Annotated in this window: 16 protein-coding genes; 12 read left to right on the forward strand and 4 right to left on the reverse strand. The window is 48.9% G+C overall.

Annotated elements, in window-relative coordinates:
- Window positions 1-163 precede the first annotated feature (163 nt).
- The 12 genes from FYJ66_RS04290 (at window position 164) to FYJ66_RS04345 (ending at window position 12421) form a co-directional block, all read left to right on the forward strand.
- On the forward strand, window positions 164-397 hold the full coding sequence (locus FYJ66_RS04290) for a hypothetical protein (RefSeq protein WP_154572278.1): 234 nt from the start codon (window positions 164-166) through the stop codon (window positions 395-397).
- Between the two features lie 7 nt (window positions 398-404).
- On the forward strand, window positions 405-2420 hold the full coding sequence (locus FYJ66_RS04295) for an SHIRT domain-containing protein (RefSeq protein ID WP_154572279.1): 2016 nt from the start codon (window positions 405-407) through the stop codon (window positions 2418-2420).
- 1053 nt (window positions 2421-3473) lie between these two features.
- Window positions 3474-4322 (forward strand): sulfide/dihydroorotate dehydrogenase-like FAD/NAD-binding protein, encoded by an 849-nt coding sequence (locus tag FYJ66_RS04300; RefSeq protein ID WP_154572280.1) that lies wholly within the window; start codon window positions 3474-3476, stop codon window positions 4320-4322.
- Window positions 4315-5709, forward strand: a complete 1395-nt coding sequence (gene gltA / locus FYJ66_RS04305; protein WP_235897356.1) for an NADPH-dependent glutamate synthase — start codon at window positions 4315-4317, stop codon at window positions 5707-5709. Before FYJ66_RS04300 ends, gltA begins: the two co-directional genes overlap by 8 nt.
- A 140-nt stretch (window positions 5710-5849) precedes the next feature.
- Complete coding sequence (gene rpmE / locus FYJ66_RS04310) at window positions 5850-6047, forward strand: 50S ribosomal protein L31 (protein ID WP_154572281.1); 198 nt, start codon at window positions 5850-5852, stop codon at window positions 6045-6047.
- A gap of 107 nt (window positions 6048-6154) precedes the next feature.
- Window positions 6155-7219, forward strand: coding sequence for a peptide chain release factor 1 (gene prfA, locus FYJ66_RS04315; RefSeq protein ID WP_154572282.1), 1065 nt, complete (start codon window positions 6155-6157; stop codon window positions 7217-7219).
- A gap of 18 nt (window positions 7220-7237) precedes the next feature.
- Window positions 7238-8230: an L-threonylcarbamoyladenylate synthase gene (locus tag FYJ66_RS04320; protein WP_154572283.1), complete on the forward strand. Its 993-nt coding sequence runs from the start codon at window positions 7238-7240 to the stop codon at window positions 8228-8230.
- 90 nt (window positions 8231-8320) lie between these two features.
- Window positions 8321-8752, forward strand: coding sequence for a ribose 5-phosphate isomerase B (rpiB, locus tag FYJ66_RS04325; protein ID WP_154572284.1), 432 nt, complete (start codon window positions 8321-8323; stop codon window positions 8750-8752).
- Between the two features lie 152 nt (window positions 8753-8904).
- Complete coding sequence (gene upp / locus FYJ66_RS04330; RefSeq protein WP_154572285.1) at window positions 8905-9546, forward strand: uracil phosphoribosyltransferase; 642 nt, start codon at window positions 8905-8907, stop codon at window positions 9544-9546.
- A 321-nt stretch (window positions 9547-9867) separates the two neighbouring features.
- Complete coding sequence (gene tyrS, locus FYJ66_RS04335; RefSeq protein WP_154572286.1) at window positions 9868-11199, forward strand: tyrosine--tRNA ligase; 1332 nt, start codon at window positions 9868-9870, stop codon at window positions 11197-11199.
- Between the two features lie 61 nt (window positions 11200-11260).
- A complete protein-coding gene (locus FYJ66_RS04340) occupies window positions 11261-11719 on the forward strand; it encodes a C-GCAxxG-C-C family protein (RefSeq protein ID WP_154572287.1) in 459 nt (152 codons plus the stop codon).
- Between the two features lie 309 nt (window positions 11720-12028).
- A complete protein-coding gene (locus FYJ66_RS04345) occupies window positions 12029-12421 on the forward strand; it encodes a flavodoxin family protein (RefSeq protein WP_154572288.1) in 393 nt (130 codons plus the stop codon).
- Between the two features lie 219 nt (window positions 12422-12640).
- Here the strand turns inward: FYJ66_RS04345 and FYJ66_RS04350 are convergent, their stop codons facing one another.
- From FYJ66_RS04350 to FYJ66_RS04365, 4 genes are all read right to left on the reverse strand, one after another.
- Window positions 12641-13411, reverse strand: coding sequence for an acyl-CoA dehydratase activase (locus tag FYJ66_RS04350; RefSeq protein WP_154572289.1), 771 nt, complete (start codon window positions 13409-13411; stop codon window positions 12641-12643).
- A gap of 47 nt (window positions 13412-13458) precedes the next feature.
- Window positions 13459-13794: a putative Se/S carrier protein gene (locus tag FYJ66_RS04355; RefSeq protein WP_206156991.1), complete on the reverse strand. Its 336-nt coding sequence runs from the start codon at window positions 13792-13794 to the stop codon at window positions 13459-13461.
- A gap of 150 nt (window positions 13795-13944) precedes the next feature.
- A complete protein-coding gene (locus FYJ66_RS04360; RefSeq protein WP_154572291.1) occupies window positions 13945-15216 on the reverse strand; it encodes a double-cubane-cluster-containing anaerobic reductase in 1272 nt (423 codons plus the stop codon).
- 133 nt (window positions 15217-15349) lie between these two features.
- Window positions 15350-16156 carry a YlmH/Sll1252 family protein gene (locus FYJ66_RS04365; RefSeq protein ID WP_154572292.1) on the reverse strand — a complete coding sequence of 269 codons (807 nt, stop codon included), beginning with the start codon at window positions 16154-16156 and terminating at the stop codon, window positions 15350-15352.
- Window positions 16157-16352 lie beyond the last annotated feature (196 nt).

A 16352-nucleotide genomic window follows, 5' to 3' on the forward strand; every position in this document is an offset into this window, starting at 1 on the left:
ATGTTAAGTGCTGTATTTATTATTGTAATTGTTGACATAAAAGTCCTATGGTGGTATGACAAATGTGAACTAAATAAATACAGAAAAATGCACATCTTGTAAACAGAAATATAGAAAAGATTAACCAACAAATTATATCAAAAATCAGAAAGGGGTGTTTTGCGTGTCCAGAATAGCTAGGCCTTCAAAGACAAATGATACGACCACAGGCCTGACAGCAGGCCACATAAAAAGTTTTCGCGCCAGGTTCAACGGCTTTATTGTCGCAGTCCTGGTGATGACGATGGTGGCAGTAAGCTCGGGAGTGATGACTTTTGCAGCTGACACCACATCCGGAAGCGGCAGCAGCACAGCAGCGGCGTCTTCCACCACAGTACAGGTAACATATAACATATAACGCCAACATGGGGACCTTTAAGTCCGGCTTCAACAATAAGGTCTCGGCGGTTCCGGGAACTCATATCACGCTGCCGGGGGCGGACGCGGCAACGCTCACGGGGAATCAGGCAAGCCACCTGGCAGGATGGTCCACGAGCAGCAAGACTTCCGTGCCTGAATACAAGCCGGGAGACGATTATGTTGTCCCGTCCAGCGGAGTCACACTCTATGCAGTGTGGCAGAAGAGCCTGATACTGTCTCCGAAGCTGGAAAACATGACGGCATACTACATGGTGGTGGACACCAGCGGGAATGTACTTTCAGAGGGCCCGGTGAACGGGGCTACTCCGGTGACGGCACCGGGACCACAGAGTCCGGAGGATTTTGTGGAGGTCTTTGTAAAGCCCGATCCCAATTACCTGATCACCAGGATCGAATCCGCCGATGTAAACAATTTCATTTATCCTCTGGGGGACAATTATATGGGCCGCCCGGGGAAATATCTGAAAAAGTCAGACGTCCAGCGTATGAAGAATCAGGGGTATGTGGCAACCTTCGGCTGGGGAACTAAATATCAGAAAGAAGGCAATAATCTGATTGTCGACGCCAGGGCGATCCAGCCGGTCCCGGAAGCAAAGATCGTTCCCGACAAGACGCAGGATCTCAAAAAAGGGGATGTGGTAACGCTTACGGTGACTCTCCGTGCGGGAGATCTCCAGAACCAGTATTCTGCCGCGTTGAACGGCACACCGGTAGTACACATCGGAAAGACCAGCACCACAGACATCCCGCTTTCCAATGTGAAAAAAACGGACAACGACACATATACCGGCACAGCGCAGTATACCCTGACCGCAGATGATATAAAAAACAACAGCCTCAACGCCAGCGTGGAGGCAAGCTTCACTTACAGCTACGAGTTTCCTTTCAAGGGTGAACACGACGCGCAATACAGCGTCACGACCGCCGCTGCCATCGATTCCAGCAGCGATGCCATCGTCATCGATGGCTACGCCAAGGCCCACAAGGTCAGCTATAATTACTCTTTCCTTGGAGGTGTGACTGCACCCACCGGGTTCCCGGTACTGCCGGTGGACAGCACCGCGTACACAAAAGGCAACACCGTGAACATCTCTGCAACCCCTGCCACGGGCAGCACCGTCAGGGATGACGCCAACAGCGGCACCTGGAATTTCACGGGATGGTACCTTTACGACAGGCTGATCAGCGGCACCACTACCATGGGGGACGATGACCTGAACTTCGAGGGAAGATGGCTTTTCCAGGCGGACACGGACACCCTGACCTACGATGCCAACTCCGGCAGCGATGCGTATGAGGGGGCAACCGACCCGTCACAGGGTTACGCCGGCGGCATTGTCAACGTGAAAAAGAACGGTTTCACCCGCCAGGGCTACCGCTTCACCGGCTGGAACACGAAGGCTGACGGTACAGGGACGGAGTTCGTTCCGGATAGTGCCTACGTTCTCAATGGCAAGGCTGATGACGTACTCTACGCCCAGTGGGAGAAGACATATAAGGTAAATTATCAGCTTAGCTATGACGGCGCCGATGGCAGTGACACATCAAGCTTCCCTGCCGAGGTAGTCACCGTTCCTGAGGACGACAAAGAATATGCAGAAAAGGATGTGGTCACTGTTTCCACCGAACCTTCTAAGCGCAAGGTGAAGGACCCGATCAACGGTGGTACCTGGACCTTCAGCGGCTGGACTCTCAACGGCCAGCCAGCTGGGGAAAAGCTCACCGTGGGGACCGAAGACATCACTCTCACAGGCACCTGGACCTTTACCCCGGACAAAAAGACGACACCGGGAGACAACACGAATTCCAATTCCAATACGAATTCAGGGTCGACTACAACCACTAACACAAAGATCACCCGCACCGGTGACGCTCAGGGTACACCGCGCACAGGAGATGATACAGTCTTTGAGCTGTACGCATCCATGCTGGGGATCAGCGGAGCCGCACTGGCTGCATTTGTGGTAGCAAGGCGGAGAAGAAATTCCCTGGAAAAGTAGATTTGCTGATTTCGATCAATAGTGGTAACTGAATGGGACCTGACAAAAATTGGGTCCCCTTTTCAACTAAAAACGTGGATATCTGTAAAGAGGCAGGCATCCCTTGTCACTTAGCCGGCGACGCAAAAGAAGTAACAAGAGCCGTGGAATCCATAGCAGACGCCGTTGAAGTTACAATGACAGTATAAGATTTTGAAGTAAAGTGAAAGAATGCGCGGGATCCCACCCGCGCATTCTTTCGTTATAAGAGTGAAAAATTCCCATCGAGCAGTAGAGCCAGCTGAATATATTATGACCCTAGAGGTCTGCATGAGCAGTAGAAAGCCCGGAAGTGGGAATCAGTACTGCTCACAATGCCTAGAAAAAGCAGTACTATCAGCCGAAATGTGAATTTCTACTGCTCGCGGAACCAAGAAGGAGCAGTAGAAGTGACTAGATTGGCAAAGAGTACTGCTTTTGGAATCAAGCATGAGCAGTAGAAAACCCGGAAATAGGAGTCAGTACTGCTCACAGCACCAGGAAAAAGCAGTACTATCAGCCGAACTGTGAATTTCTACTGCTCGCGGAACCGAGAAGGAGCAGTAGAAGTGACTAGATTGGCAAAGAGTACTGCTTTAGGAACCAAGCATGAGCAGTAGAAAACCCGGAAATGGGAATCAGTACTGCTCACAGCGCCAGGAAAAAGCAGTACTATCAGCCGAACTGTGAATTTCTACTGCTCGCGGAACCGAGAAGGAGCAGTAGAAGTGACTAGATTGGCAAAGAGTACTGCTTTTGGAACTAAGCATGAGCAGTAGAAAGCCCGGAAATGGGAATCAGTACTGCTCACAGCCCCAGGAAAAAGCAGTACAATCAGCTGAACTGTAAACTTCTACTGCTCCCAGGTTGTAGCATCCGGTCCCCAAGCCCGGTTCCAAGTCCCAGTCCCAAGCTCGATCCCAAGCCCGCTCCCCAGTCCCGGACCAGTCCCGGCCCAAGCCGGAGGCTTGCTTGTGTTTTCCAGGCCGGACGGTATAATTGTACTGTTAGCGATTCAAGACTAAGGAGGACCTTATGCATAAAGTGGTATATAAGCGCCAGCTCAGCCATGACATGTTCTGGATGGAGCTGGAGGCCCCTTACGTGGCCGCAAAAGCCCGGCCGGGGCAGTTCATCATTTTCAGGGTGGACGAGTACGGAGAGAGAGTGCCGCTCACCATGGCCGGAAGCAACAAAGAGAAAGGAACAGTTACCATTATTTTCCAGGCAGTGGGCAGGAGCACCAGCTTGCTGTCACAGGTAGAGGAAGGTGAGTCCATTGCCGACATCACAGGACCTCTGGGACGTCCTACTGAGATGGAGGGACTGAAAAGAGTCTGTGTTGTAGGCGGAGGTACCGGCAATGCCCTGGCATATCCTGTGGCCAAGGGACTTCACGACGCCGGCGTCATCGTGGACATGGTCAGCGGCTTCAAAACAGAAGAACTCATCGTTCTCGAAGACGAGTTTAAGGCAGCAGTGGACAATTTTTACCTTATGACCGATGACGGAACTAAGGGAGAGAAGGGCTTTACCACAGACAAGCTGAAAGCCCTTATCGACAGCGGCGTACAGTACGATGAGGTCATCACTGTAGGACCTCCGGTTATGATGAAGTTCGTGTGCAAGGTAACAGAGCCATACGGAATCAAGACCATTGCATCCCTTACGGCACTGATGATCGACGGCACAGGAATGTGCGGCGGATGCAGAGTGTCCGTGGGAGGCGAGACCAAATACGCCTGCGTAGACGGACCTGAGTTTGACGGCCAGCTGGTAGACTGGGATACCCTGATTGCCAGAAACGCCTACTACATGGCAGAAGAACAGGAAGAGAGAGATCACGTGTGCAGACTGACAGGAGGGGTGAGACATTATGAATAACAGCAAGATTAAGACACCTATGCCATCCCAGGATCCTAATGTAAGGAACAGCAACTTCCAGGAAGTAGCCCTTGGATACACAGAGGAGATGGCAGTCAGCGAGGCAGAAAGATGCCTTAACTGCAAGAACAAGCCTTGCGTCAGCGGCTGTCCTGTAAACGTAAGAATTCCGGAGTTTATCAAGAAAGTTACGGAGAGGAAGTTCGAGGAAGCATATGAGATAATCACCTCAACCAACTCCCTGCCTGCTGTTTGCGGAAGAGTCTGCCCTCAGGAAACCCAGTGCGAAGGCAGGTGTGTGAGAGGCATTAAGGGCGAACCTGTTGGAGTAGGCCGCCTGGAGCGCTTCGTAGCAGACTGGCACAGAGAGCATCAGGAAGAGGAAAAAAATAATGTCTCCTCAGCGAAGGAAAGCAACAAAGACAAGAGAGTGGCTGTTGTAGGATCCGGTCCTGCAGGACTGGCCTGCGCCGGCGACCTGATCAACATGGGATACGACGTTACAGTTTTTGAAAGCCTCCACAAGGAAGGCGGCGTACTGGTTTACGGAATTCCTGAGTTCAGACTGCCTAAGGACATCGTTGCATATGAGATAGACAATCTGAAAGCCAAGGGCGTGAAGTTTATCAGGGACGTTGTGATCGGAAGATCCCTGAACGTAGATGACCTCTTTGATCAGGGCTATCAGGCCGTGTTCATTGGAACTGGAGCAGGTCTGCCTAGGTTCATGAACATCGAAGGTGAGAACCTGGTAGGGGTGTACTCCGCCAACGAGTACCTGACCAGGATCAACCTGATGAAGGCCTACAAAGACGAGTACGACACTCCTATCAAGAAGCACAAGAAGGTGGCTGTTGTAGGCGGGGGCAACGTTGCCATGGACGCAGCACGCTGCGCTAAGAGAATGGGCGCCGACGTTCACATTGTCTACAGGAGAGGCAGAGATGAAATGCCTGCCAGAGCAGAGGAAATCCAGCACGCCGAAGAAGAAGGAATTGTTTTCCACCTGCTCAATAACCCGGTAAGAATACTGGGAGACGACAAGAACGAGGTAGAAAAAATTGAATGCATCAAGATGGAGCTGGGTGAGCCGGACGCCAGTGGCAGAAGAAGACCTGTCCCAATCCAAGGCTCTGAATTCACAATCGATGTTGATGCGGTAATAATGGCTTTGGGAACAAGGCTGAACAACCTGATCTGCGACACTACAGAAGGTCTGGATCAGAACGACAGAGGCGGCATCAAGATCGATGAAGAGAACAACGCATGTACAAGGCCGGGAGTTTTTGCCGGCGGAGATGCTGTAACAGGAGCAGCCACCGTTATTAAGGCCATGGGAGCAGGAAAAAAGGGCGCAGCAGGCATTGATGCGTACCTGAATAAATAAATCCTGCAAAAATACAATTTTCCACGGTCTTTTGTGCAAAAACGGTTTGACTGTGTTGTTCCCGGGTGATACACTTAATAAGCTGTCCAGCCGGATCATAGGGACCGGAAGGCAGACTTTAACAGAAAGAGGCGAACAACATGAAGGAAGGAATCCATCCTGAGTATAAGGAATGTAAAGTAACTTGCGCATGTGGAAATACGTTCACTACTCTGTCAACTAAAGACGAGATGAGAGTTGACGTTTGCTCTGAGTGCCATCCGTTCTTCACAGGTCAGCAGAAGTTTGCTAGCCGTGGCGGACGTATTGAGAAGTTCAAGAACAAATACAACCTTTAGGGAAGCACAATCAAGAGGGGCTGGCGCCGTGGCGACAGCCTCTCTTTTGGTGTATTCGATTGTTTCACAAAGGAAACACAAATAGAAGTAAACACGGGAGACATGAGATGTTTGACAAACTGGATTTTACCCTGGAGAAATACCAGGAACTGGCTCAGAAGGTAGCCGATCCGGCAGTAATATCCGACCAGCCTACATGGCGGACTTATATGAAGGAAATGGGCGAGCTGGAGCCTATTGTTAACGAGTACAAAGAGTACAAGAAGACAAAGGAAGAGATAGAAGAGGCCAAGGAGATTCTTGACGCTGAAGATGACGAAGAGCTGAGGGAAATGGCCAGAGAAGAGATAAAGGAGAATGAAGGCAAACTGGAAGAACTTCAGGAAAGCCTGAAAGTTCTGCTTATTCCTAAGGACCCTAACGACCAGAAGAACGTTATCCTGGAGATCAGAGCCGGTACAGGCGGCGACGAGGCAGCTCTTTTCGGAAACGACCTGCTGAGAATGTACCTCCGCTATACAGAGCGTCACAGATTCAAGGCTGAGATAATCGAGCTTAACGATACAGAAATCGGCGGCGTAAAGGAAGCGGTTGTCCTGATCAAGGGAAAGGGCGCATATTCAAGGCTCAAATACGAGAGCGGCACTCACAGAGTACAGCGTGTGCCTGAAACAGAGTCCAGCGGAAGAATTCACACTTCTGCAGCTACTGTCGCAGTTCTTCCTGAAATCGACGACGTTGAAGTTGACCTGAATCCAAACGATGTAAGGGTGGACGTATACAGAGCCTCCGGAAACGGCGGCCAGTGCGTAAACACTACAGATTCCGCCGTAAGACTTACTCACATACCTACAGGTCTGGTAGTTACATGCCAGGACGAGAAGTCCCAGATCAAGAACAAGGACAAGGCCTTCAAAGTCCTGAAGTCCAGGCTCTATGACCTGAAGCTGAAAGAGCAGAACGATGCGGTTTCTGCCGAGAGAAAGAGCCAGATCGGTTCAGGAGACCGCTCAGAGAGAATCAGAACTTACAACTTCCCTCAGAGCAGAGTAACTGACCACAGAATTAACCTTACATTATATAAACTGGATGCCATCCTGGATGGAGATCTGGATGAGATCATCGACGGACTTATCACCCAGGATCAGGCCGAGAAGATGAAGAATTTCTAATTCTTCGGGGACAAACAAATGGAGACGCTGAAGTTTGAGGTTGACCAGGAATCAATAGAAAAAGCCGGTGAGATAATCAGAAAAGGCGGACTGATCGCTTTTCCCACAGAAACAGTTTACGGCCTGGGGGCCAACGCCTATGACAGCAGAGCTGTAAGATCAGTATATGCGGCCAAGGGAAGACCTAGTGACAATCCCATGATTGTCCACATCGCCCATTTTGACCAGCTGGAAGATGTGGTTTCAGAAGTGCCTGAAGTAGGAAGGCAGCTGATGGACGTATTCTGGCCGGGACCTATGACCCTGATCATGAAGAAAAACGACGAGATTTCTGATGCGACTACAGGAGGTCTCGACACGGTAGGCGTGAGAATGCCGTCAAACAGAACGGCTGCAGCCTTTCTAAACAGCTGCAGAGTTCCGGTGGCAGCACCTAGCGCCAACCTTTCGGGAAAACCAAGTCCTACCACCTGTGAAGACGTGCTGGAGGACATGGATGGAAGAATTGACGGAATAATTATGGGAGAGCAGTGCGATGTAGGCATAGAATCAACCGTAATCGACGTTACAGGAGACCATCCGGTGATTCTGAGACCAGGGTTCATAACCGCAGAGATGATCAGAAAATCTCTGAATATTGAAGTCACCTACGATCCGGCCCTGTTCATGGAGCCTGACCAAAGTGATTTTCACCCTAAGGCTCCGGGAATGAAGTACAAGCACTACTCACCGAAGGCGGATGTGCAGATCGTCGAGGGAGATCAGGAAAAAGCTCTTCAGATTATTGGGGAGCTCAGCACAAAGGCTCAGGCAGAGGGCAAGAAGACGGCTCTCATCGATTACGGCAGAGACAGCCGGGAAGCAGCCAGGGATTTTTTTGCCAGATTGCGTGAACTGGACAGAGAAGATGTTGATATAATATATGTGTATGCATTGCCTGAAGAAGATCTGGGATTTTCGGTAATGAACAGAATGCTGAAATCTGCCGGTTACAACGTGATTCACGCATAGTCCCAAGACACCGGGAAGAGAAGGATTTTTTTCGGGAAAAAAATAAAACAGACAGCTGAAATTTCAGGCCGGCAGGCCGGGAGGTACATAATGATTATTGCAATGGCAAGCGACCATGCAGGATACGAACTTAAGATGGCTATCAGAGAGAAGCTGGAGAAGGAAGGTTACCAGATCCTGGATCTTGGAACTGATTCCACAGAGTCTGTAGATTATCCGAAGTACGGAAAGGCTCTGGGAGAGGCTGTTATGGCCGGAAAGGCCGAGAAGGGCATTGCCGTTTGCGGAACCGGCATTGGAATTTCCATTGCTGCTAACAAGGTGAAGGGCATCAGGTGCGCACTCTGCACTTCTGTGGAGATGGCAAAGATGGCCAAACAGCACAACAACGCTAATATTCTGGCTATGGGAGGAAGAACTACTGATAAGGAGCTGGCATTCCAGATGGTAGACACCTGGCTGAGTGAGGAGTTCCTGGGAGGCAAGCATCTGAGAAGAACCAACATGCTGGATGAGATGTAATTTTTTCAGAGAAGACAAAATTTGAGATGAAGGTTCGTCTGTGTGGTATAATTAGCCGGGCAAAAAATTAACGAAGTCTCCGGAGAGCTACAGACGGAGTTGTTGTTAGAAGTGATTAACAGGATTTTTTAAGGCAGGAAGGGAGAAAGTCCATGAGCGAGAAGCAGGGCAAGGTGTACGTTTTTGATCATCCGCTGATTCAGCACAAGGTTTCCATGATGAGGAAGAAGGAGACCAACGTCAAGGAGTTCAGGGAGATGGCCACAGAGGTGGCAACGCTTATGGGGTATGAGGCAACAAGGGATCTGCCTCTGGAAGATGTAGAGATAGAAACTCCTATGTGCAAGACTACCGTAAAGATGCTGAAGGGAGAGGATATTGCCATCGTTCCTATCCTCAGAGCCGGACTGGGATTTGTTGACGGAATGCTGGCTCTTGTTCCAAATGCAAAGGTTGGTCACGTAGGCCTGTACAGGGATCCGGAAACCCACATGCCTATTGAGTACTACTGCAAGCTTCCTAGCGACATTGACAAGAGGAAGACCTTCGTAGTTGATCCTATGCTGGCAACAGGCGGTTCTGCAATTGCAGCCATTGATTTTATCAAGAGAAGAGGAGCAACAGACATTGCCTTCATGTGCCTGATTGCAGCCCCGGAAGGAATTGATGCCCTGCAGAAGGCCCATCCGGATGTAGATATTTACATTGCAGCAAGAGACGAGAGACTGAACGAGGATGCTTACATTCTGCCGGGACTGGGAGATGCAGGTGACAGACTGTACGGCACAAAGTAGTCCAGGGTTTTAATCAGGAAAAAAATAGTTCCGCAGATTCGGAAGTTTTCGGAAGTTTTCGAAAACCCAGTCTGGAAGACAGGGCGAAATAAATGGATACCCGGGCCTTGAACAGGCCCGGTTTTTTGATGCCGCAAATTATCCCGGAGGTATAAAACACCTGATATCAACCAAGAAAAATGCGACAATAAAGATGGATATAGTGTATAATCACTATATCCATCTTGTATTTCGTGCACCGGACCACAAAACAACTTCAGGTTCCCGCACCCTGGGCAGGATGAGAAAAATTTTTTTCAAAAAAGAAAAGGAGATATGACGATGTTTAAAATTCCTGACAATGTGAGCAAGTACGACAATGTATACGACGTACTGCAGGAAAGAGGCTTCATTGAACAGGTCACAGATCCGGAAGCAGCAAGGGATCTGCTGGGCCGGGAGAAAATAAAGTTCTATATTGGCTTCGACCCTACTGCAGACTGCCTTCACGTAGGCCACCTCGTACAGATTATTGTAATGATGTGGATGATGAAGTATGGTCATACTCCTGTTGCACTTATCGGCGGTGGTACAGGAATGGTGGGAGATCCTTCTGGCAGAACTGACATGAGAAGGATGATGACTGTTGATGAGATCGACTACAACTGCGCCCAGTTCAAGAAGCTTTTTGACAGGTTCCTGGACTTCGACGATGAGTGGAAATATGAAGGAAACGGCGGAGTTTTCGTGCCAGGTCACGAGAACAGGGAGCCGCTGCCGGGCAAGGCTGTAAGCGTAAACAACGGCGCATGGCTGAGAAACCTGAACTTCGTGGAGTTTGTAAGCCAGATCGGAAGGAATTTCAGCGTTCCTAACATGCTGAGAGCAGAGGCATTCAAGAGAAGAATAAACGAGGGAGGTCTTACCTTCTTCGAGTTCACCTACATGCTCATGCAGGCTTATGACTTTTATGTAATGGCAAGGGACTTCGACCTTAAGATGGAGTTCGGCGGAAACGACCAGTGGTCTAATATCATTGCAGGTGTGGATCTGTCAAAGAAGGCTTCAAACCTGGATGTTTACGGAATGACCTTTGCCCTTCTCACAAAGGCAGATGGCCAGAAGATGGGTAAGACAGCCAGCGGAGCTCTGTGGCTGGATGAGAACAGAGTATCTGTTTACGACTTCTTCCAGTACTGGAGAAACGTAGACGATGCAGACGTTAACAAGTGCCTGAGAATGATGACATTCCTTCCTATGGATGAGGTTAACAGGCTCAGCGCTCTTGAAGGAGCTGAGATCAACAAGGCCAAGGAAGTTCTGGCCTTTGAGGTTACCAAGCTGGTTCACGGAGAAGAGAAGGCAAGAGAGGCTCTGGAAGCATCTCGTCAGGTATTTGCAAAAGGAAATGCTGCTTCTGCGGACATTCCGTCTGTTGAGAAGGATGGCGCTGAGTTCGAGGGTGAAGGAGTGGGCCTTGTAAGCCTGATGAAGGAAATCGGTCTTGTAAGCAGCAACAGCGACGGCTTCAGAATGATTGAGCAAGGCGGTGTAAAGCTGAATGGCGAGACGGTTACCGACAAGAAGAAGACAATTACCATGGATGATTTCCAGGATGGAAGAATTGTTATTCAGAAGGGCAAAAAGAAATTCATGGCTGTTGAGGTCAAATAGGAACAGGGAAATTTGTTTGTATTGCAGTAAGTTAGTGTTGGTTTGAAAGGCAGGAAACCTTATGGTTGATCATATTGATCTCAATGAATTGAAGGAAGAGACGGAGAGAGTATTCAGAAGCGGGTTCATGTGCTCGGAAACAGCAGTTTACGTTCTCAACAAGTTCTTCGACCTGGGAATGCCAGAGTCGGCCATGGCAATGGCTACAGGATTTCCATACGGTTTTGGAGACGGAGGCAATGTGTGCGGGGGAGTAGCGGGAGCTACCATGTGCCTTGGCATGGTCTTCGGAAGAACAGTGCCAGGTGACCCGAAATACAAGAAGTGCCTGGATCTGGTCAGGGAGCTGAACGACGATGTGATTGAAGCATATGAGACTACTATCTGCCCGGATCTCATCAGGGATTATGACTTTAAAGATCCGGAGAGGAAGGATCACTGCGTGGGCATCATGATGGCCGTCGTCACGTCCTTCGCTAAAATAATGGAGAGGGAAAAGGGAGTTAAGATCATCCGGTAGGAATATGAGGAGAAAAACAAGCCGGAACACCTGTACGGTGGAAGAGATGGAATCTCTGTTTGTCAGAGCACTTCCGGAACCGCTGGTTCCATATCTTATGAGCAAATAGTAGTTTATGACCTCAGATTTCGCAAAAATTGAATCCGGACAAGAACAATGATACAAAACAGTCTTTTTCTCTCACTATGAGAGATAAAGGCTGTTTTGTTAATTGTAAGCCTTGAAGGAATGCAGGCAATCGTTACGCAGCTGTCTCAGCAGCTTTAATAATTACAAGCATGGGAGCAAGAAAGCAAAGAGGTGGAAAAAATGAATTGTGCAGTTAGATATTATTCCAGATCAGGAAATACAAAGCTGGTTGCAGATGCCATTGCAAAGGCCGCAGGCGTCAAGGCTGTTTCAACAGACAGCAGTGAAGCACAGATCTGCGAGCCTGTAGATGTTCTGTTCATCGGAGGAGCACTCTACGCATATGGTATCGATGAAAACCTGAAAAACTACATTGTGGGACTGGATCCTGAAAAAATTGGAAAAGCTGTGGTGTTCTCCACATCATGGATCTCAAAACACGCTATTGACCTGATCAAGTCAGGATTGAAGGAAAAAGGAATTCCTGTTGAGGAAGAATCCCTCTACTTCAGAGGAAAACCTGGTCAGAAGCAGCTCGAAGAAGCCTGCGCATTTGCAGGAAAGTTCATGTAATGAGCAGGGCGGCAGATCCATACGAAAAGCTGAACCTTAAATTAAGGAATTGCTTATCCGGCGCTGAAACATAATTTCGGTTTAGTCAGCCTTAATAGATAATTGTTAATATAAAACAGGGACCGCCTTACTTTAACCTGAATAAGGTGATCCCTGTTTGTTTTTTAATATTGCCGAATATTTATGAATGTTTCCGAATGTTTCCGGATAGGGAAAAGACTACTGGATTTTTTCCCTGGCGATTATAGCAGCTCCAAGAGCACCTGCGTATCTTCCGTCGTGCTGGGGGATCACCGTTGCGTGAAGCTTGCGGGACAGGAGCTCTGCAAAATACTCATTGCTGCTGAGACCGCCGGTAATGATTACCGTATCGTACAGCTCCTTCCTCTGCATGAGAGTCACAACCTTCTGAGCTACAGAGTCAATGACACCTGCAGCAAGATCTTCCTTGCTTTTGCCTTCACCCATGTAGTTTATTACCTCAGACTCCGCAAAAACCGTACAGATAGAGCTGATGGGAATGGCTTCCCCTTTCTGGGCTTCCTCAAAAAGCTCCTCAATAGTAAGGCCCAGTCTGTTGGCCATAACCTCGATGAATTTTCCCGTTCCTGCGGCGCACTTGTCGTTCATCAGGAAGTCTACAGGTTTGCCGTTCTTCACGTTGATGAACTTGGTGTCCTGGCCTCCCACATCTACAATGGAGCAGTCCCTGCCGATAAGGCTGTAGCCTCCCCGGCCGTGGCAGGTGATTTCCGTTACGACTTTGTCGGCGTAATTCACCGAAATCCGGCCGTAGCCTGTGGCAACAATGCCGGCGTTTGAAAGGTCACCGATGGTCTCCTCCAGGTGATCTTTAATGATGCCCGCCGTAATCTTGCTGTTCCAGCCTGTTGGCAGAACCTGGTAAACAGGCTTTTCACCAAGACCCAGAATGCAGACCTTTGAGGCCGTTGATCCGATATCAATTCCAATACTGTATTTCCTAGACATAATTCTCCCATCTTCTAAGTGATTGCCGGCTTGTAAAAAAATTCAAGTCAGGCGAATTTGTGGCGCTTTCCGTCAAACTTGTTGTTAAGACCCTGAAACCCCAGATAGGTGAGACCTTCTTTTTCCGCAAGTTCTCTGATGGCAGGGATCTCTTCGTATTTTACCAGAAGGGTTACTCCGCAGCAGATGCTGAGCTGTCTCGGAGTAGGGGATATGCGGCTTTCAAGCTGGTTTTTCTTCATCTGCTGGTGCATGGCGAAGGCTTCGTTGCTGTTGTTAAAAAGCATGTAATAGTGTTCCATGCCAGGCTGGAGGTTGTCCTCCGGGATCCGCTCTTTATCCGCATACCAGGCTTCTTCGATTCCTTCTTTTTTCTCAACCATAACCGTTCCTCTATATACTTCCTGTTCCGGCATAACAAGACTGATGATACGCCGAAAATCTGCATATATCAAATAGTTTCAATATTATTTGCCTGAAAACAACAGCCCGGGCGGTGATGCCGCCCGGGCCTTAAGGGAATGTCCGGGAAACTATCCCAGGATCTCCATGAATGCTCCGATTCTTGTTTTCAGCTGCTGTGTGTCGTTTTCTGTGTAGTCTGTTTCCAGAGAAAGAACCGGGATGCCTGCTTCCTTAAGAGCATTCTGCAGGTTGTAGCTTTCAATATCGTAGGTGGTGCAGAATTTCAGGTGAGCATCGATTACGCCGTCAACGTGGTATTCCTTGGCCAGTCTGATGACGTCGTCGATTCTGTGCTCGTTAGGAGTGAAGCATGCACAGTGGATATCCATGTAGCGTTTAGCCAGGTTGTCGCACATTTCATCGATGGTGGAGCCACCTTCGTCCACAAGATTCTCGAAGTATCTTGTTCCTGTGCAGGTCTCTTCGCATACAACTGCGCCGCCGGAAGTCTCGATGATGTTGTGGAGCTTCCAGTTAGGAATGGACTGAGGTGTTCCGGACAGGAGAATTCTCTTAGTGCCTGCAGGGAATACGCTTACGCCGTCTTTGACTCTGTTCTCCAGCTCGTCACAAAGGGTGTTGACCATCTGAGTGAAGCGTACAGGATCATCGTAGTATGCGATCTGCATGATGAGCAGTGTATCTGTTCCGCTGATAGGAATGTTCTGAGCCTTACGTGTATCGTAGAGACGCATGAGAGCCTTTCTCTTTGCGTTGATTTTCTTGATGTTCTCAGCAAGGTTCTCTGCTGTGACCTTGTTTCCTGTATCAGCTTCTACAATCTTTATGAGCTTCTTGATCTCCTCAGACCATGCAGCAATGTCTTCAGGCCTTCTCATTGAAGGAATCTGCATTACTGTCATTGGAACATCCTTGGCCAGAATCTCATAGGCCTTCTTCTTTCCGTCGCAGGTGGTTTCGCCGATGAGTCTGTCCACAAGTCTGAAGAAAGGACATGTGCGGTCCAGACGTGCACCTACGCTGGCCTTAATCAGAGGGCATACATTGGCTGGCAGAACCTTTTCTCCTCCAGGTACCCAGAACTGGGATCCTGCACAGAGTCCTGTTGCAACTCCGCCTGCAGCCAGAATAACTTCGTCAGGAACATAGGTGCAGAAAGTTCCGAAAACCTTGCCGCCGTTTTTCCTGAACTCCACAAGTTCAGCCGGTCTTACCCCGTGAACATCCGCCAGGACAAAGTCAAAGTAGTCCATTTTTTCCGGCCTGTTCTCCTGGGACATGAAAACATCCCCTACAGCGGCAGGCAGAACGGAGCACAGCTCGTCGTGATGCTCAACGTCCATACCAAGTTCTTTCCACATTTTCATATTATCAGCCATGTAAAAGTACCTCCTGATGATTTCAAATACTTACCAGCACAATTATAGTTTTGCGTTAAGAAATGAACAAATTGCTGGAGTTTATTTGCCAGAGGGGTACTATTGAAATTTGCAATAGTAAACTTAAAAAGTATCAAATAAAAAGACTGATAATCACTTTCAGCCGTCCCTTCCGGGTGCTGCCTTCCACGCCCAGAAAAACAAATTTTCCAAAACCCCTGACGGAAATCCGGTCATTTTCTCCTGGCTCGAAAGATGAACTTGTAATCAGCCGGCCGTTGACAGTAACTTTTTCCCCTTGAATCAGGGCCTGAGCCTTTCCCCTGGACATGTTCCAAACGGTGGTGAGTATGGAATCCAGCCGCAGGGAAGCTACTGTGCCGGTAATTTTCCGGGTGCTTTCTGCAATGTCGCACTGGTCGGGAGGAATTATCCTGCATTTAATAGTTGTATGCTTCACCTGCACCAGCTCCCCGGCGATGACCCGGCTTCCTTCTCCTGTGCAGAAGATGCAGGCCCGGCCAGTTTCAGAGTCAACCAGAATATCTCCAATGAGATTCCGCTCAATGCCCAGGTTCATCATGGCCCCCAGGTAATCCCGGTGGGTCAGTGGATCCGCATATTTGGAATTTACAGGTTCCGCCAGAACCAGCTGTATTTCCCCCTGGCCCGAGGCTTCGTCAGAGATAAGCTGGGAGGCGGTCATATATGAGGGAAGGAAAAAAACAATTCCCCGGTCGAAGTTGCTGCGGCCTCCGTAGACAACGTAGGGAGTGCCGTTAAATGTGGAAAGACCAGGAGAATGCTGATGCCCTGCCATCTGAAAAAAATCTGCCAGCTCAGAGGCAGAAAGAAAATTGGTGTGGGTAAGGTAGTCCCCGTTCCAGCACTGACGAGACAGATCGGAGACCCTGCCGGAAAGCAGCTGCTGTTTATCCATAAATTACTTCCTCGTTTAAAAATTCAGTATGTTTAATATCTTCCTGTTGTGTATCAATATTACACCATATTATACTTATCTTGCAGAGGCTTGTAGAAAAAGCCGAACATTAAAGCAGGAATAATTGTGAAACACCGGAAAAATCCCATGAGAAGCCTGTTGCGGCAGTCTGCAGACAAGAAAAAATCTCGTCAAT

It is taken from the genome of Allobaileyella intestinalis (genome assembly GCF_009695865.1).
Taxonomy (GTDB): domain Bacteria; phylum Bacillota; class Clostridia; order Peptostreptococcales; family Anaerovoracaceae; genus Allobaileyella; species Allobaileyella intestinalis.

Excerpts from the sequence above, each read along its gene's own strand:
- FYJ66_RS04295 (WP_154572279.1), top strand. The coding sequence starts at position 405 with ATGGGGACCTTTAAGTCCGGCTTCAACAATAAGGTCTCGGCGGTTCCG.
- FYJ66_RS04300 (WP_154572280.1), top strand. The coding sequence starts at position 3,474 with ATGCATAAAGTGGTATATAAGCGCCAGCTCAGCCATGACATGTTCTGG.
- gltA (WP_235897356.1), top strand. The coding sequence starts at position 4,315 with ATGAATAACAGCAAGATTAAGACACCTATGCCATCCCAGGATCCTAAT.
- rpmE (WP_154572281.1), top strand. The coding sequence starts at position 5,850 with ATGAAGGAAGGAATCCATCCTGAGTATAAGGAATGTAAAGTAACTTGC.
- prfA (WP_154572282.1), top strand. The coding sequence starts at position 6,155 with ATGTTTGACAAACTGGATTTTACCCTGGAGAAATACCAGGAACTGGCT.
- FYJ66_RS04320 (WP_154572283.1), top strand. The coding sequence starts at position 7,238 with ATGGAGACGCTGAAGTTTGAGGTTGACCAGGAATCAATAGAAAAAGCC.
- rpiB (WP_154572284.1), top strand. The coding sequence starts at position 8,321 with ATGATTATTGCAATGGCAAGCGACCATGCAGGATACGAACTTAAGATG.
- upp (WP_154572285.1), top strand. The coding sequence starts at position 8,905 with ATGAGCGAGAAGCAGGGCAAGGTGTACGTTTTTGATCATCCGCTGATT.
- tyrS (WP_154572286.1), top strand. The coding sequence starts at position 9,868 with ATGTTTAAAATTCCTGACAATGTGAGCAAGTACGACAATGTATACGAC.
- FYJ66_RS04340 (WP_154572287.1), top strand. The coding sequence starts at position 11,261 with ATGGTTGATCATATTGATCTCAATGAATTGAAGGAAGAGACGGAGAGA.
- FYJ66_RS04345 (WP_154572288.1), top strand. The coding sequence starts at position 12,029 with ATGAATTGTGCAGTTAGATATTATTCCAGATCAGGAAATACAAAGCTG.
- FYJ66_RS04350 (WP_154572289.1), bottom strand. The coding sequence starts at position 13,411 with ATGTCTAGGAAATACAGTATTGGAATTGATATCGGATCAACGGCCTCA.
- FYJ66_RS04355 (WP_206156991.1), bottom strand. The coding sequence starts at position 13,794 with ATGGTTGAGAAAAAAGAAGGAATCGAAGAAGCCTGGTATGCGGATAAA.
- FYJ66_RS04360 (WP_154572291.1), bottom strand. The coding sequence starts at position 15,216 with ATGGCTGATAATATGAAAATGTGGAAAGAACTTGGTATGGACGTTGAG.
- FYJ66_RS04365 (WP_154572292.1), bottom strand. The coding sequence starts at position 16,156 with ATGGATAAACAGCAGCTGCTTTCCGGCAGGGTCTCCGATCTGTCTCGT.